At 63.5% G+C, this 15,137-nt stretch carries 5 protein-coding genes; all 5 read left to right on the top strand.

Features of this window, described 5'->3' with window-relative positions; genetic code table 11:
• Positions 1–7 precede the first annotated feature (7 nt).
• Positions 8–835 carry a transglycosylase SLT domain-containing protein gene (locus RCO31_RS10205; protein WP_308968211.1) on the top strand — a complete coding sequence of 276 codons (828 nt, stop codon included), beginning with the start codon at positions 8–10 and terminating at the stop codon, positions 833–835.
• 12 nt (positions 836–847) lie between these two features.
• Positions 848–1,600, top strand: coding sequence for a TonB C-terminal domain-containing protein (locus RCO31_RS10200; RefSeq protein WP_308968210.1), 753 nt, complete (start codon positions 848–850; stop codon positions 1,598–1,600).
• A complete protein-coding gene (locus RCO31_RS10195; protein ID WP_308968209.1) occupies positions 1,593–2,186 on the top strand; it encodes a sigma-70 family RNA polymerase sigma factor in 594 nt (197 codons plus the stop codon). The genes RCO31_RS10200 and RCO31_RS10195 overlap by 8 nt, the downstream gene beginning before the upstream one ends.
• Positions 2,179–3,216 (top strand): FecR domain-containing protein, encoded by a 1,038-nt coding sequence (locus RCO31_RS10190; RefSeq protein WP_308968208.1) that lies wholly within the window; start codon positions 2,179–2,181, stop codon positions 3,214–3,216. The genes RCO31_RS10195 and RCO31_RS10190 overlap by 8 nt, the downstream gene beginning before the upstream one ends.
• A gap of 145 nt (positions 3,217–3,361) precedes the next feature.
• Positions 3,362–14,902: a filamentous haemagglutinin family protein gene (locus RCO31_RS10185; RefSeq protein WP_308968207.1), complete on the top strand. Its 11,541-nt coding sequence runs from the start codon at positions 3,362–3,364 to the stop codon at positions 14,900–14,902.
• Positions 14,903–15,137 lie beyond the last annotated feature (235 nt).

Here is a 15,137-nt window from a genome sequence, read left to right as displayed (position 1 = left end):
GGCCGGGATGGACTTCCTCAACGCTCTGCTGGCTGTCGGCCGTTTGCGGTTTCGACGGGTCGCAGCAATCGGTGGCCTTGTGATCGCCTCCTCCGTCGGTGGACTTGGACAGGCGGGGACCGCATGGGCCGAGCCGGATTTTCGAGCTGAAGCGAGCCGGCCGACAAGAACCACGGAAGACTCCGAAGCTGTCAAGTCGGAGGGCGGAACGCCAAACTTGACCGCACCGGAGCTCGAACCTCCGCCGCGTGGCGGTCGACCTTTGCGAGCGCGCGAGCCCACGAGCCGCGCGGAGATCCTGGCGACGATCGAACGGGAGGCCAAGCGGCACGGATTGCCGGCGGAAATCGCTGAGGCCGTCGTCCACACGGAAAGCGGCTTCAACGCGCGCGCGATTGGCGCTGACGGAGAAATCGGCTTGATGCAGGTCCTCCCATCAACAGCGCGGATGATGGGCTTTGCTGGCTCGCTGGATGAACTTGCAGCGGCCGACACGAACATTCGCTACGGCGTGACTTATCTTGCTCAGGCGTGGCGGCTGGCCGGCCGTGACCTTTGCACGGCGGTCATGAAGTATCGTGCCGGCCATGGCGAGAGCCGTTTCTCGCACCTTTCCGTCGACTACTGCCTGAAAGTTCGGGCGCGGCTCGCGTCCCGCGGCTTTGCGGTCGCCGGTGCTGTGCCGATCGCGACGTTCGGTCGACCGGCCGGTGATGGCCGCTGTTCGGGCAGGTGTTTGGCGGGATCGCGCGGCGGCCCCAACCTTGCGGCCATCAACAACAAGCTGAGCCAGATCGCGTTTCGCGTCACGGTTCTGAAAGTCCCCATGCGATGATGGCGTCCGTGGATGGACCAGCGATTGAGATATGACGCGCCGGAGCGCTTGTGGGTGTCGCGTGGGCGCCGCCGCCGTGCGCCGTTTCTCAGCATCGTCTTTGTCGTCATGCTTTTCCCGTGCGCGCTCTCGGCTCAGCCCGCACCGTACGCCAATAAGTCCATTGAGTTTGATGTCCCTGCGCAACCGCTGATGTCGGCTCTGAAGAGCTATGGGACGATTGCTGGAATCGAACTCTTTTATGAGAGCAGTGTGATCGCCGGTCTTCGGTCCAAGGAGGTTCGTGGCGCATATCCGCCCGACCTGGCGCTGAACATCTTGCTGGGAGGAAGTGGACTTCATTCTGAGTCTTTTGCTGCAGGTACCGCGACGATCTTGCCGCAGCCAAAACAGGCGGGCCGCGCAGCTCTCAAGGCTATCAAAAGCAAGTCCGAAACCTTCGTCCCATATTTCGCGCTGATTCAGTCAAGCCTGCGCGGAATGTTCTGCCGGACCTCCGGTATGCAAACCCATCCGGCAGAACTCCTCGTTCGGCTTTGGATCGCTCCATCCGGGCTCGTGGTCCGCACCGAGCTTGTCTCTTCGACCGGATCTGAGGAGCGGGACCGGTCCTATGCATCGGCCCTGCGCAATTTTGTTATCGCAGCGCCTCCACCGCTGAACATGCCGCAGCCCGTCACGCTCATGATCCTGCCGCAAAATACGGTCCTCGCAGCCGACTGCGCCGCCAGCTCGAATCCAGCTCGGGCGTCCGTTCATGAATGAACTCGCGAACGCGACGACGTTGCGCCAATTGCTCATCGGCCAATATGACGAGCTTAAGCGGCTGCTTGCACGCCGCCTGGGATCGGAAGATCTGGCGGGCGACGTGCTGCAAGAAACCTATCTGCACCTGCAGCGTCCCACGGGCATCGGCCCGGTCACCAGTCCCAAGCACTATCTGCTGACAATCGCCACCAACATCGCAAGAATGGGCTTTCGCCGCGGCCGGCGGTGGACAAGTCTTTCTGACCTCGACGCCGCCGTCGGTCTCGTCGATAACGCTCCGGATCCGCTGCAGGTTCTCGAAGGGCGCGAGGCGATCGCGGCGCTGCAGCAGGCATTCGAAGACCTCACTCCGCGGCGACGCTACATCGTCTTCGCGTCCCGTCTGGCGGGCGAACGGTTGTGCGATATCGCAACGGAATTGGGCCTGTCGCAGCGGCAGGTCGAAAAGGAGCTGAAGATTGCCTTGATGCAATGCGGATCGAAGCTCGATCGCGAAGTGATACGGCGGTTCGGTCCACGGGTGGCTCAATCATCCCAGGAACAGGTGAGAGCTGTTCCCTCGCATGAAGGCTGCGATGACTGATCGAAGCTCGCCTGAGCCCACGCGCGCGCCGGCCGCCCCGGTAATTGATGGGACGCGCGCCGATCGAGACACGATTCGGGATGAGGCCTATGACTGGGTCGTCAGATCTCTGCGCGGTGAAATGAAACCGGCCGAATTGGCCGCGATGAAGATCTGGCATGGTCGGAGCAAGGAGCATGCTGACGCCTATGCCGAGGCCCGTCGCGTCTGGAACGGGCTCGGTCAGGTTGCTGCCGGACGGGCCGACGAATTCGCAAGAACGAAGAAGGCCGGTCGGAGTATCGCTGGCCCCGTGCTCGCTTCGCCGTCATTCGGCCGTCGCACGTTCCTGGGAGCTGCGATCGCCGCCTCCGCCGTCTATGGGATCGCACGTCCGCCGCTTGATCTTTGGCCGTCCTTCTCAGAATTGACGGCAGATCTTCGCACAGGCGCGGGAGAGCAACGGCAGGTGAGGCTTCCAGCGACTGCCTCGCTGAACCTCAATACCAAGACCAGTCTTATTATCCGCTCGCAAACGAAGGATGCCACGCAACTCGAATTGATCGCAGGAGAGGCCGTGGTCTCCACGGATTCCGGCTCGCCGGAATTGATTCTCCTGGCCGCAGGCGGACGCATCGTCACGGATCGCGCGGAGTTCAATGTTCGATGCGAAGGAGCGCGCGTTTCGATCACATGCCTTGGCGGGGAGCTGGCGGTGCAGCGAAATGACGCTGCCATATCGCTCCGTGCAAGTCAGCAGGTGAGGTACGCGGACCGGGGCATCGGTGCCGTGACCACCGCCGACCCCGATATTGTGACAGCTTGGCGACATGGTCTGCTGATCTTTGATTACACGCCGGTCAGCCAGGTGATTGAAGAGATCAATCGCTATCGATCCCGCCGCATCGTGCTGATGAACGATGCAATCGGCCAGCGTCTGCTGACAGCTCGATTGCGCACCACCGAGACCGACAAGGTTGTCGTTCAACTCGTGCGCATCTTTGGAGCGAAAGCCCGAACAATGCCGGGAGGCATCATCGTTCTCACGTGAGAGGTGAGCGACGGGCGTCGGCTCGAAAAATGGACTCTGCCTTCGATATTTTAGCTGAAGAACTGTTCGGTCGTTGTCCCCGTCAATCATCCTCCTGCTGAGGATCGCCAGTCAGCGGCGCTCCAGTGTCTCTGAGGCGCCCATCATGTCCGATCCGCTGGTCCTTCGCCAAGTCCGCTCGCGTCCGTGGTCTTTCCGGCGTGACGGCTTGCTTGCTACCGTGAGCGCGGTGGCGCTGTTGACAATGACCCCGAACGCGAATGCGCGTCCGCTTGGCGGGTGGACGCCTGCACCCTCGGCCGCTGCAGTTGCAGCGGCGCAATCGGGCGCACGGGAGGCGGCACGCACAGCGCGAGAGGCACAAAATTCGCTTAAGCGGGCGACGCTTGCGATCCAGGCTATGCAGGCGACCCAGCAGGCAGCCCGCGATGCAGCGCGAGCAGCGCTCGCTGCGACGCCGAGCGGGATTCCACATGGGCTTGTGCCGGGCGGCCTGCAGGTCGCACCGGGCGCGAAGCCTGGCTCAGAGATATGGCAAGGCGCCAATCTGCCGACGCAATTCTCCGATGGGGATCGCACGAAGGTCGCGGTCGAGCAGACGCAGAACAAGGCCATTCTCACCTGGCAGACCTTCAATCTCAGCGAAAGAACCGATCTCACATTCCAGCAACGCAGCCGCAGCTGGGTCGCGCTCAATCGCGTGCTGGATCCTTCGGCGGCGCCGAGCCGCATTTTGGGAACGATCAAGGCCGACGGACAAATCTACGTCATCAACCAGAACGGTATCATCTTCGGTGGTTCGAGCCAGGTGAACGTGGGCGCGCTGGTTGCCTCCTCCCTTGATATTTCAAATGCGCGTTTCCTTGCGGAAATTGCGACGACGACCTGGGACCCGGTCACGACGGCGCCCGTGTTTGCCGCTTCGCTGAACGTGGTTGCCGGCGACGTCACGGTGCAGGCAGGCACGGCCATTCAGGCGGACGGCGGCAACGTGATGCTGTTTGCCCCGAACGTGCGCAACAGTGGGACCATCAGTGCGCCTGGTGGTCAGGTGGCACTGGTCGCCGGCGACAACGTCGCCCTGCGCGCGAGCGCAGAGACGAACCTGCGCGGTTTCGAGTTCGAAATCAGAAAATACTTCAGGGACACCAAGAGCGGCACCGACACGATTTACAGAGGCGGCGGCGGCGCAGTCAATGACGGCCTGATCATGGCCGACCGCGGAAACATCACGATGGTCGCCCTGGATATCGCACAGAACGGCATCCTGCGAACGACAACAGCCGTGACGATGAACGGCTCGATCACGCTGCATGCGCGCGACCGTTTCACTTACGATAACGGCAGCATGTACGAGCGCAGCGGCCTCGTTACGTTTGGCGAAGGCAGCGTCACAGCGGCCTTGCCTGCGCTCGACGATGCCAGCACCGTTGCAGCGATGTCCCTGATCGACAAATCCACGGTCGATGTTGCGGGCTGGAAAATCCATCTGCGGAGCGACTCCCTGATCGCCGCCCCAAGCGGGAATGTGAGCTTTCAGGCGCAGTATACGAGTGACGGTCGGGGGGCGGAGGACAGTCAGGCACGCATTCTCGCGGAGGCCGGCAGCGCCATCGATGTGTCAGGCCTGACCGACATCGAGATTCCTATCGAACGCAATATGGTGGAGGTGGAGCTGCGTGGAAACGAGCTGCGCGACTCTCCGCTGCAGCGAAACTCCTTCCTTTACGGAAAGAAGATCGTCGTCGACGCGAGCAGGAGCGGCACGTTCAGCGACGACTTGATGAAGGGTGTTGGGTGGTTCGCCGCCGAGCCGGGCAAATGGTACGGCACGCAGCTTGCTGATGCGTCGGGTTACATTGGATTGATCCGTCGAGGAATTGGCGAGCTGTCGACGGCGGCCGGATCAATCTCGCTCAGATCGGTTGGCGATCTCGCCATCAGCGCCGGCTCGTCGGTAACGGCATCAGGTGGGACGATCAAATACTTGCCGGGTGAAATCCGCACCACGCGGTTGGTCACCTCGACCGGGCGGATCGTCGACATTGCCGACGCCCATCCCTCGGAGACCTACATCGGCGTTGCCGGTCAGTTCACGCGCGACAATGCGCGCTGGGGCGTGAGCGAAACCTGGACGTCAACGTTGATGTCCGGTCGTCGTTACGACCCCGGCTATACGCAAGGCCGCCCTGCAGGAACGATCGAACTGGCGGCGAGGCGCCAGATGGTGCTCGACGGTCATATCGCCGCCGAAGCGACCCGCGGCGAGCGTCAGCGCAACGACGCATCGCTCAGCGGCACGCTGGCGATCGGGTACGTCTCGGATAACAACAAAGAGACGCAATATCCGCTCGGCGATGTCCTGATCACCTCCCGGTCGATTGCACCCGGGCCCGAGCTCAAGCTCGATGATCCGCCGCTCCTCGTGGCGCCGCTGACGCTCTCTACCGAACTGCTGGCGGACGGCGGTTTCGGGAATGTCGAGGTCTACGGCAACGGCGAGATCGAGGTTGCGCAGGATGCCGATCTCGCTTTGCCGGACCGCGGAAGCGTGAAGCTCTACGCCGAGTCGCTAAAAGTAGATGGGCGGATCACGGTCCATGGCGGCACGATCGAGCTGACCAGCGTGTCGGTGCAGCAGCCCACGGGGCCGTTCTTCGAGACGGCGCGCGACATCACGATCGGTGCAGGCGCCGTGCTGGACGTCAGCGGCAGATGGATCAACGACCGGCTCGACGGCAGCGCCATGTCCATGCTGACGATCGATGGCGGCTCGATCTCGCTGTTGACGCCAGGCCGCGCCGTGAAGGTCGCTGAAACAAATTCCAACAATCAGATCAGCCGGGTCGAGCCCACGGATGTCGGCATCGTGACGCTCACGAAGGGAAGCGCTCTCGATGCGTCCGGCGGCGGTCACGTCGCCATGAGCGGAAAGTTTAACGCAGGCGATGGCGGTTCGATCACGTTCGAGGCTGCTGAATTGAGACTCGACGGAACGGTGACAGGCGATGCCCTGGGCGACGGCGGCACGCTTTCGCTGACGGTGCCCCGCATTCAGATCGGTGGTACGACGCGTGCAGACACGTTGCTGCTCGATCCTGCCTTCTTCCGACGCGGTTTCGGCCGATACGAGCTCAACGGCTACGACAGCCTACTGGTGGCGCCAGGCACGGTGGTCGAGGCCGCTCGCGCCGTGGCCATCCCTGCCGCTGACTATCTCAAGCGGCCGAGTGGAACGCCGCTCGCGTCGATCATCACCTGGGATTGGCAGCAGCCGGTCAGTCGCCGGCAACCGGTGGACTTGGCCCTGTCGTCCACAGGCCGCGCAGGTCCGACCCTCGATGGCGGTTTCGTCAATCTCGCCGGGACGCTGAATGTCGCCGAGGGCGCGGTTCTACGCGTCGACCCCGGCGCCACGATTGCCCTCGAGGCCGGCCGCCTGCTGACGGTCAGCGGTACCGTCGAGGCGCACGGCGGCGACATCACCCTTGGCATTGCAAGGGGCGGTGACATCGAGGCCGGCGTCGCGGATACCAGCCAGGCGATCTGGCTCATGGCGTCGGGCGTGCTGGATGCCAGCGGCACGACCGTGCTGCAGTTCGATCCCTATGGGCGGCGTATCGGCCAGGTTCTGGACGGCGGCAGCGTGACATTCGATGACGGCCTGCGCGGAGCAATCGTGACCGAGGCTGGCTCGCTCATCAACGTTTCCGGTGCGAAGGATGTGCTCGATCTACCTCGGCACGCCGCAGGCATGAAAGGGGGATACCAGCCAAGCAAGATTGAGAGCGATGGCGGCACCATCACGTTCAAGAGCAACCGCGGCGGTTATCTCGACGGCGATATGCGCGCCTTCGCGGGCGGTGAAACGGCGCATGCCGGAGCCCTGCTGATCTCCTCGCTCGATATCAGCAAGACTATTGTGAAGGTGCGGACCAATCCGAACAATCCGAACTCTGCCCTCCGGGATCAGAGCATGGACCTCAATCCCCGTATCGTCGTCGGCGCATCGGGGCCGGCCATGCCCGACGGGCTCGAGCCGGGTGACACCATGGGCTCGCTTCTCGTCAGCGAGCGTGATCCATCGAAGACGCCGCCGGCCAACTATCCCGACGATCCGAGAGTATACCTCTATTATGGTGAGACGCATGTTGCCAGCGACAGAGTACGCGCTGCCGGCTTCGATAGCGTCACGCTCGATTCCCTGAACTCCCGCATTTTGAACGGTTACGTTGATACGCTTGTGTTCGAAGGTGGCGCCACGCTGACGGCTGGGCGCAGCGTCGTCATCGACGCACCGATGCTCAGGATCGCTACGAATGGGACAGACGTGCTGGTGCGCATCAACGCCCCGCACGTCTCGATCGGCGATAGCTACGCGCTGACCAATACGTCGTTCACGCTCGCGCCGACCGCAGGTGCAGGTCAGCTCGAGGTGTCCGGAAACATCGTCGACATTGTCGGCAATATCGCGTTGCGGAACGTCGGCCGGGCGTCCTTCGCCAGCACGGGCGACCTGCGGCTCGTTGGTCTGCCGGGATCGACGTGGAGCGAGGAGAAACAAGGACAGGATCCGAACGTCACGGGGACGCTGACCATTGCGGGCGATCTCGAGCTGATCGCCGCCCAGGTCTATCCGACGACCATGAGCGCTTTCACGCTCAAGAGTACGACATCGGTGACATTCCGATCGAACGGCCTGCCATCGCCGATGCCGCTTTCGGCCGGCGGCAGCTTGACCGTGTCGGCGCCTATGATCGTCCAGGCGGGCACGGTGCGCGCGCCACTCGGAGCCATCGCGCTCGATGCTGGCGAGACCGGTTCGGTGACGCTGGCGCCGGGCAGCCTGACCTCCGTGTCGGCGGAAGGAAACCTCATTCCCATGGGCCGGGTGCGCAACGGCAACACCTGGTATTTCGGCGACCTCGCGGAGAGCAGCTCGACCCTGTACGATCTGGTCACACCGCCGGAGAAGAGGGTCAGCATCTCAGGCCGCGATGTCGAGCTGCAGGCAGGGTCCGCGATCGACGTGACAGGCGGCGGCGATGCGGTGGCGTTCGACTGGGTCCCGAGTACAGGCGGTTCGCGCGACATCCTCGCGTCGAAACCTGGCGCGCCGGTCTATGCGGTCGTGCCCGGCTACAGCGGTCCGGCGCCACGCGACGTCTACGCCGAAGACAATACCGGACTGCGGGTCGGCGACAGCGTCTACGTTGCGGGCGTGCCCGGACTGTCCGCCGGGTGGTACACATTGCTGCCGGGGCACTACGCGCTGATGCCCGGTGCCTATCGCGTCACGATGGCCGCCGCCAATGTCAATGCTGCTCCGAATCTCTCGGCCAAACAGCGGGACGGGTCGTATCTCGTCACAGGCAAGTTCGGCACAGCCGGAACATCCATGCAGGACTCGCAGACGTCGGTATTCCGCGTGATGTCGGGTGAGGTTGCCCGTACCTACTCCGAGTATGACGAGTATACGGGAAGCGCCTTCTTCGGGCAGTATGCGCGCGACAACGACCGCAGCGTCCCGCGCCTCGCTGCCGATGCCGGTCAGGTCGTTCTCAAGGCCACGCAGGCTTTGATCCTCGACGGCGCCATGAAATTCGCCGCCGGAGGAGGCGGACGTGGCGGTTTGCTCGATATCGCGGCGGCATCGATCGCGATCGTCGGAGCAGGTGAAGGGCCTGTTTCCGGTTATGTTCTGACCTTGCACGGCGACGCGTTGTCGAGGCTCGGCGCTGAGAGCCTGCTGGTGGGTGGCGTGCGCAGCCAGACCGAAGCTGGCATGATGATTACGCCAGTCTCGGCGAAGGTGCTCGTCTCGAACGACGAGGCCGCGGCTCTCGTTGGCCCTGAGATCATGCTCGCCGCCGGCGGTGCGCCTGGTGCGGTTGTGGTCGAGAATGGAAGCGTGATCCGAGCGCGCGGCGCCGTTTCGGGCGATGGCAACGGCACGCTGATCATCGGCAACAAGAATGCAACCACGCCGGGCGGAACCGGCATGGGTGCGCTCCTTATCGCCACCACCGCCGAAAATGCCAATGTAGCGCGTTATGACATTGCGTCTGCGGGCGGTGTGACCGGTGGTACCCTCGATATCCAGGAGGGCGCGCGAATCGCGTCGGACAATGAGCTCCTCCTCGACGCAACCGGTGATACCGTCGTATCTTCAGGCGCGATCCTGAAGGCAAAGGCGCTGGTCGCAGCATCGAGCCGCGTCAACTTCGGTGCGACGCCGGTCGGGACAGGTGGTCTGGTCTTGTCGCCGGCCACGCTCGCGAATCTCGCCAGTGTTCGCGACTTGACGCTCCGCAGCTATGGCACCATCGACTTCTGGGGGCCAGTCAGCATTGGCGGCCTCGATCTCGACAAACTGACTCTCGACGGAGCTGCGCTGCTGCAGCGCAGCTCCGGCGACGTGCGCGTGACGGCCAACCGTCTTACGCTGCGCAACAGCGGCGGCGGGCTCGCGGTCGGAGACGATGTCGCCAACGCAGGCGCTCTTACACTGGCTGCCGGCACGTTGACGGTCGACGCGGGGCAGAGCGCCATGCGTGGCTTCGGCGAGGCGCGACTGGTCGCCGAACGCGAGATCGTATTTGCGGGAGCTGGCGGGCTCACAGCCGGCACGGCGGCAAATGCCGCCGATCTCGTGCTGACAGCGCCGCGGATAACGGCAGCCGGTGGCGCAGTCCAGGCGGTGATTGCGATCGGCAGGCTCGAGACGGCAGCGAGCGCGGCGCCGGCGGACCTCGACCGCCTGACGTCCTTTGGCGGCGAGCTCACCTTGTCGGCGGCGCGGGTCATCCACCGCGGCACGATCGTGATGCCTGCCGGCACGGTGCGGCTGGAGGCGATGGGGCCTGGCGCGGCCGACGGTGTGCTGCTGACGGCGGGTTCGATGATCGACGTCAGGGCGCAGCGGAAAGAGTTCTTCGACGTGGTCGAATATGCGTCCGCCGGTCGGGTGGAGCTTGTCGCGGCGAACGGCAGCGCGACCATCGCGCAGGCTGCCGTCGTCGACATGTCGGCGCCCGGCGGAGGCAATGCCGGCACGCTCGCCGTGGAGGTGCCGCGCGGCGCCTTCACGCTCGCGGGCGACGTCCGTGGCCAGGCGACCGCCAGCGCGCTGCAGGGCTCGTTCGATCTCGACGCCGGTAGTATTCCGGATTTCGCGGCGCTGTCGGCGCAGCTCAATGCCGGCGGCTTCTTCACGAAACGCCACTTTCAGCTTCGCAGCGGCGACGTCGTGCTCGCAGGCACGACCCAGGTGGATGACCTCAAGGTGGTTGCCGACGCCGGGAAGATCATCGTCTCGACAGGAACGGTCCTGAATGTCGATGGCGAGAAAGGCGGCAGCATCCGACTCGTCGCGCATGGCGACCTCGTTGTCGAAACGGGGGTGAGCCTCTCGGCGCGCGGCACCGTCGGCAAGGGCGGCAGCATCGATCTCGAAACGTCGGCGGGTTCTCTCGACCTTGCAGCGGGCTCGACGCTCGATGTCAGCGGCGCTGCCGGCGGCAGGGTGCACGTTCGCGCTTCGCGCACCGGTGAGACAGCGGGCGGCATCAAGGCGCGCCGCCTCGACAGCACGGTGATCGGCGCCACCAGCGCTGAAGCTGAAGCCTTCTGGGTCTATAGCGGCGTCTCGACTATCGATGAGAGCGTGATCGCAAACGTTTCGAGTGCCGCCACCGTCTTCATGCTGCAGGCGCCTGATCGCGTTGGCAGTTTCGATCTCGCGGCCGGCATCGAGCTTGCGTCATCGAGCGACATGACTCTCGTCGCCGACTGGGACCTACACACGCTGCGGCCGGGCGGTGGTCCCGGCTATCTCACGCTTCGCTCCGCCGGCAATCTCAACTTCGAGAAGTCTCTCAGCGACGGTTTCAGCAATGCGACACTGGGGGCAAGCTTGCTGACTGGTCGGTCGTGGTCTTATCGGCTCGTCTCCGGTGCTGATCTGTCGGCGGCCGACGTCATGACCGTGCAACCGATATCGGCGCTGCAGGCCGCCGGTAAGGGCGACCTTACGGTAAAAGCCGACGCACTCGTCCGCACCGGCACCGGCGACATTGATATCGCGGCTGGCCGCGATCTGAGCTTCGATCGTAAGAGCGGCAAAGTCTATTACAACCAGGACAACCCCTCGGAGATGCTTGATCTCGAGGACATCGTCGGTCCTGACGGAAAGATCCTTCCGGCGTACGCCCGTTGGAAAGTCCTCCCGCTGAATCCGCTGATCTACAACCCTGCCAACCCAATTCAGACCGGACCTACGAGTCTTCTCACCGCGTTCCGGCTCGATGGCAAGCTCAACACCGCTTACGCGGGCTATCGCAGTGGGACTGGTGTAGACATTATCTTCAACCCCGTCGATCCGTCGCAGACCGTGCATTTTCTCGACGCTTTCCGCGCTGACGGCACGCTCAACCCGCTTTATGTGGGCTGGAAGTTCGCCGATGGTGGAGCGCTCTCGGCTACGTTGGTTCTCGGCACGTTCAGCAGTGCGACGTCCACCGTTTACAATCCTGCACTCCAGACCATGCAGATGCCGGCTATTGGCGACATTATGGATGGCTTCCTGCCCAATGGTACGCTCGATCTGCGTCTGTTTGGCTTTGCCGCCGTACCCGGGACACAAAGAGTTCACCTTGTGCGCGCTGGAGGCGGCTGGACGACAGCCGATTACGGGACGACAGTCGATATCAACTATCTGATCAATCCGGCCACCGGCCAGTTCTACACGGGTGACATCAAGAAGAACGCCACTTGGTGGACCTACGGTCAGGCAAAGGCGCAGATTACGTACAAATCCACCAGCCTCGGGCGGGAAGGCCAGATCTACACCGCGGGGAGTCTCTCCGGAGTGCTTGATGTGACGTCCGTCGTGGCGTCACCGACGGCCGGCACGGGCACCATCAATTTTGCGCAAGGCGGAGGCGATCTCTCCCTGGCTGTCGGCAGGGATGTCCTGGGGCCGTCGCTCTCTACGCTGCTGGGACCGACGCCTTCCAGCGCGCTTTGCAGCGGAACCGATTGCAGGCTCCTGACAGTGGGGCGCGGTTCTCTCTATGACTGGCTGTTGCGTCAGGGCGGCTACGATGCAGCGGGCAACCCGCTCACCGCCTGGGGGCCGGACGTCAGCAAGTTCAATTGGGGCATCGGCACCCTCGGTGGCGGCGACGTGTCGATTGATGCCGGCGGCGACATCAGCCGGCTCAGCGCCGTCGTCTCCGACAGCGGTCGCGTAATGAACGGTGCGATGCTCGAGACGTTCGGCGGTGGCGATCTCACCGTCCGCGCTGGCGGCAACGCCGACGGCAACTTTTTCTACGTGGCGAACGGGCATGGCGAAGTCGACGTCGGTGGCTCTATCGGCAATGTGAATGCGCAAGCCAAGTCAACGGCGACGGGATCCATTCAGATCACTCGCGTCAGCACCATCCTGGCGCTTGGTCGCGGCAGCTTCGCCGTCACCGCGGCCGGAAACGTCGACATCGGGGCGATGTACAACCCGACGATGGCCGGCGTGCAAAATACCTACACCGAGCCGGATGTCGTGAACGGTGCATTCTTCTCGACCTACGCGCCGGACAGTCGGCTCGACGTCCAATCGACCGGCGGCACGGTCACGCTGTCGTCCATGACAACAGATGAGCTCAAGGCAGTCATGACGGAGTTCGGGGCGATCAGCCAGTACAACAGCACCGTTTTTCCCTCACCCACATTCTATCCGCCGCACGTGAAGGCCACGGCGTTGCAGGGAGACATCGCGGTGGGGCGCGCCCCGACCGCTTCCGGCCGGCTGGTGCTGTTTCCGGCTGCTAACGGCAATCTCACCCTTCTGGCTGCGAACTCGATCGACCTCACTGCCAATGATGGGCTCCCGGCGCGAGGCAACTACATCATCGTTTCGGATGCCGATCCGGCGCTGATGCCGGGCATCTTCAATCCCGGCGACCAGCTCTACAACGATCTGCTCGACCGGCTCAGCGATGGCGTTATTGTCACGGCAGGTAATGGAAACTCACTGGGGCTCGACACGAGCCGCATTCACGCGGCCTCGCTCTACCGCAAGGACGATCTCGAACCTGTGCGCATCTATGCGCTCGAAGGCAGCATTCTCGGCGGCGAGCCGGTGAACAAGCAAAGTGTCGCCGGCGTGCACATCATCACGCCGAAGCCGACCATCATTCGTGCGGGCCTGGACATCGAGAACATCCTGTTTCTCGGCCAGAATCTCGAGGCGGATGACGTCACGACGATCGAGGCCGGGCGCGACATCGTGTTCGGCTATTACCGGCAAAACGCGCAGACCGGAAACTCCATCCAGATCGGAGGTCCCGGCCGGCTGGAGGTGCTTGCCGGCCGCAACATCAAGCTGTCCGCCAGCGACGGCATCTATTCGGTCGGCAACCGCCGCAACCCGCACATGCCGGAAGCACAGGGCGCCGACATCACGGTCATAACCGGCCTCGCGAGCAACGTGGCCTATGATGCCTTTGCCGACAAATATCTGAATCCGGCGCATGCGGGCGCTGTCTCGCGCAATTACACGCCTGACCTCGTCGCATTCATGGCTGAACGCTTCGGCCGCCGCGACCTTACCGACAACGAGGCATGGGAGCTGTTCCAGACACTCTCGACGACGGAGCGCGCGGGGTTCGTCCGGCGGGTGTTCTTCCGCGAGCTCAGGACAACGGGCGAGCAAGCCAAGCTAGAGCGCAGTCCCACATACGACAACTACAACACCGGTTACGAGGCCATCGCGACCCTGTTCCCGGCGAAGGGCTACGCGGGTGATCTCGACATGTTCTACAGCCAGATCAAAACGATGGGCGGCGGTGGAATCGATATCCTGGTGCCCGGTGGCAAGATCAATGCCGGTCTCGCCATTGTGACGGCCGACATCGCCGGCAGCGAGACCAGTGGCATGCGCAAGCGGCGTGGTCCGGGTGAACTCGGCCTCATCACGATGAAGGATGGCGCCATCAACGTTTTCAGCGCGGGTTCGGTGCTGGTGAACCAGAGCCGTGTTTTCACTCTAGGGGGTGGCGATATCGTCATGTGGTCATCCGACGGGGATATCGATGCCGGCAAGGGCGCAAAGACCGCCCTCAGCGCGCCGCCGCCACGCCTGATCTACGACTCGCAGACCGGCAGCTATCGCACCGAACTGTCGGGCGAGGCCACCGGCAGTGGAATCGGCACGCTGCAGACCTTGGCAGGCGTCGAGGAAGGTGACGTCGTCCTGATGGCGCCGCATGGCACCGTCGACGCAGGTGATGCTGGCATTCGCGTCTCAGGTAATCTCACGATCGCCGCACAATTCGTCCGCAATGCCGACAACATCCAGGTGAGCGGTACGTCGCTCGGCGTGCCCACCACGCCCAACAATACGGCCGCCTTGACCGCGGCCAGCAACACCGCTGGAGCCGCGCAGCAAACCGTGGCTCCGGCTCAGGCCGGCGACAAGGACCAGGCCTCGATCATCATCGTCGAGGTGCTCGGATTCGGAGGCGCGCAGGACGGCGAAGAAAACAACGATAATCGTCGAAGTGGGCCGGGCGATCGGCAAAGCTACGATGGCAATAGCCCCTATCAAATTCTTGGTGTAGGCATGCTGAGCGATGATCAGGTCGCGGCGCTCGCCGCGGAGAAGCGGACACAAACTGCAAGATGACGAACGCGCAGCACGAGGCCGTCGACGGCGTCAGGCGGTCTCGTGTGCGCACGGCTCTGCGGGTCCGAACGCTTGGCGAACTATCGATTGAAGTCATGAGAGCGGCCTCGGTCCGGTCACCGCGGCAGCGTGCCGGTATCTGCGCGGCGATCGCGGTTTTCGGCGTGGTCGTGTTGCAGCCGGGAGATGCGCGATCTCAATTTCCGCTGCCCCAGACGTCGCGATCGTTGGAGAG

Origin of the sequence: Bradyrhizobium sp. LHD-71 (assembly GCF_031157255.1) — a bacterium.
Classification (GTDB): Bacteria; Pseudomonadota; Alphaproteobacteria; order Rhizobiales; family Xanthobacteraceae; genus P52-10.
This window is presented reverse-complemented; position numbering and strand designations above follow the sequence as displayed.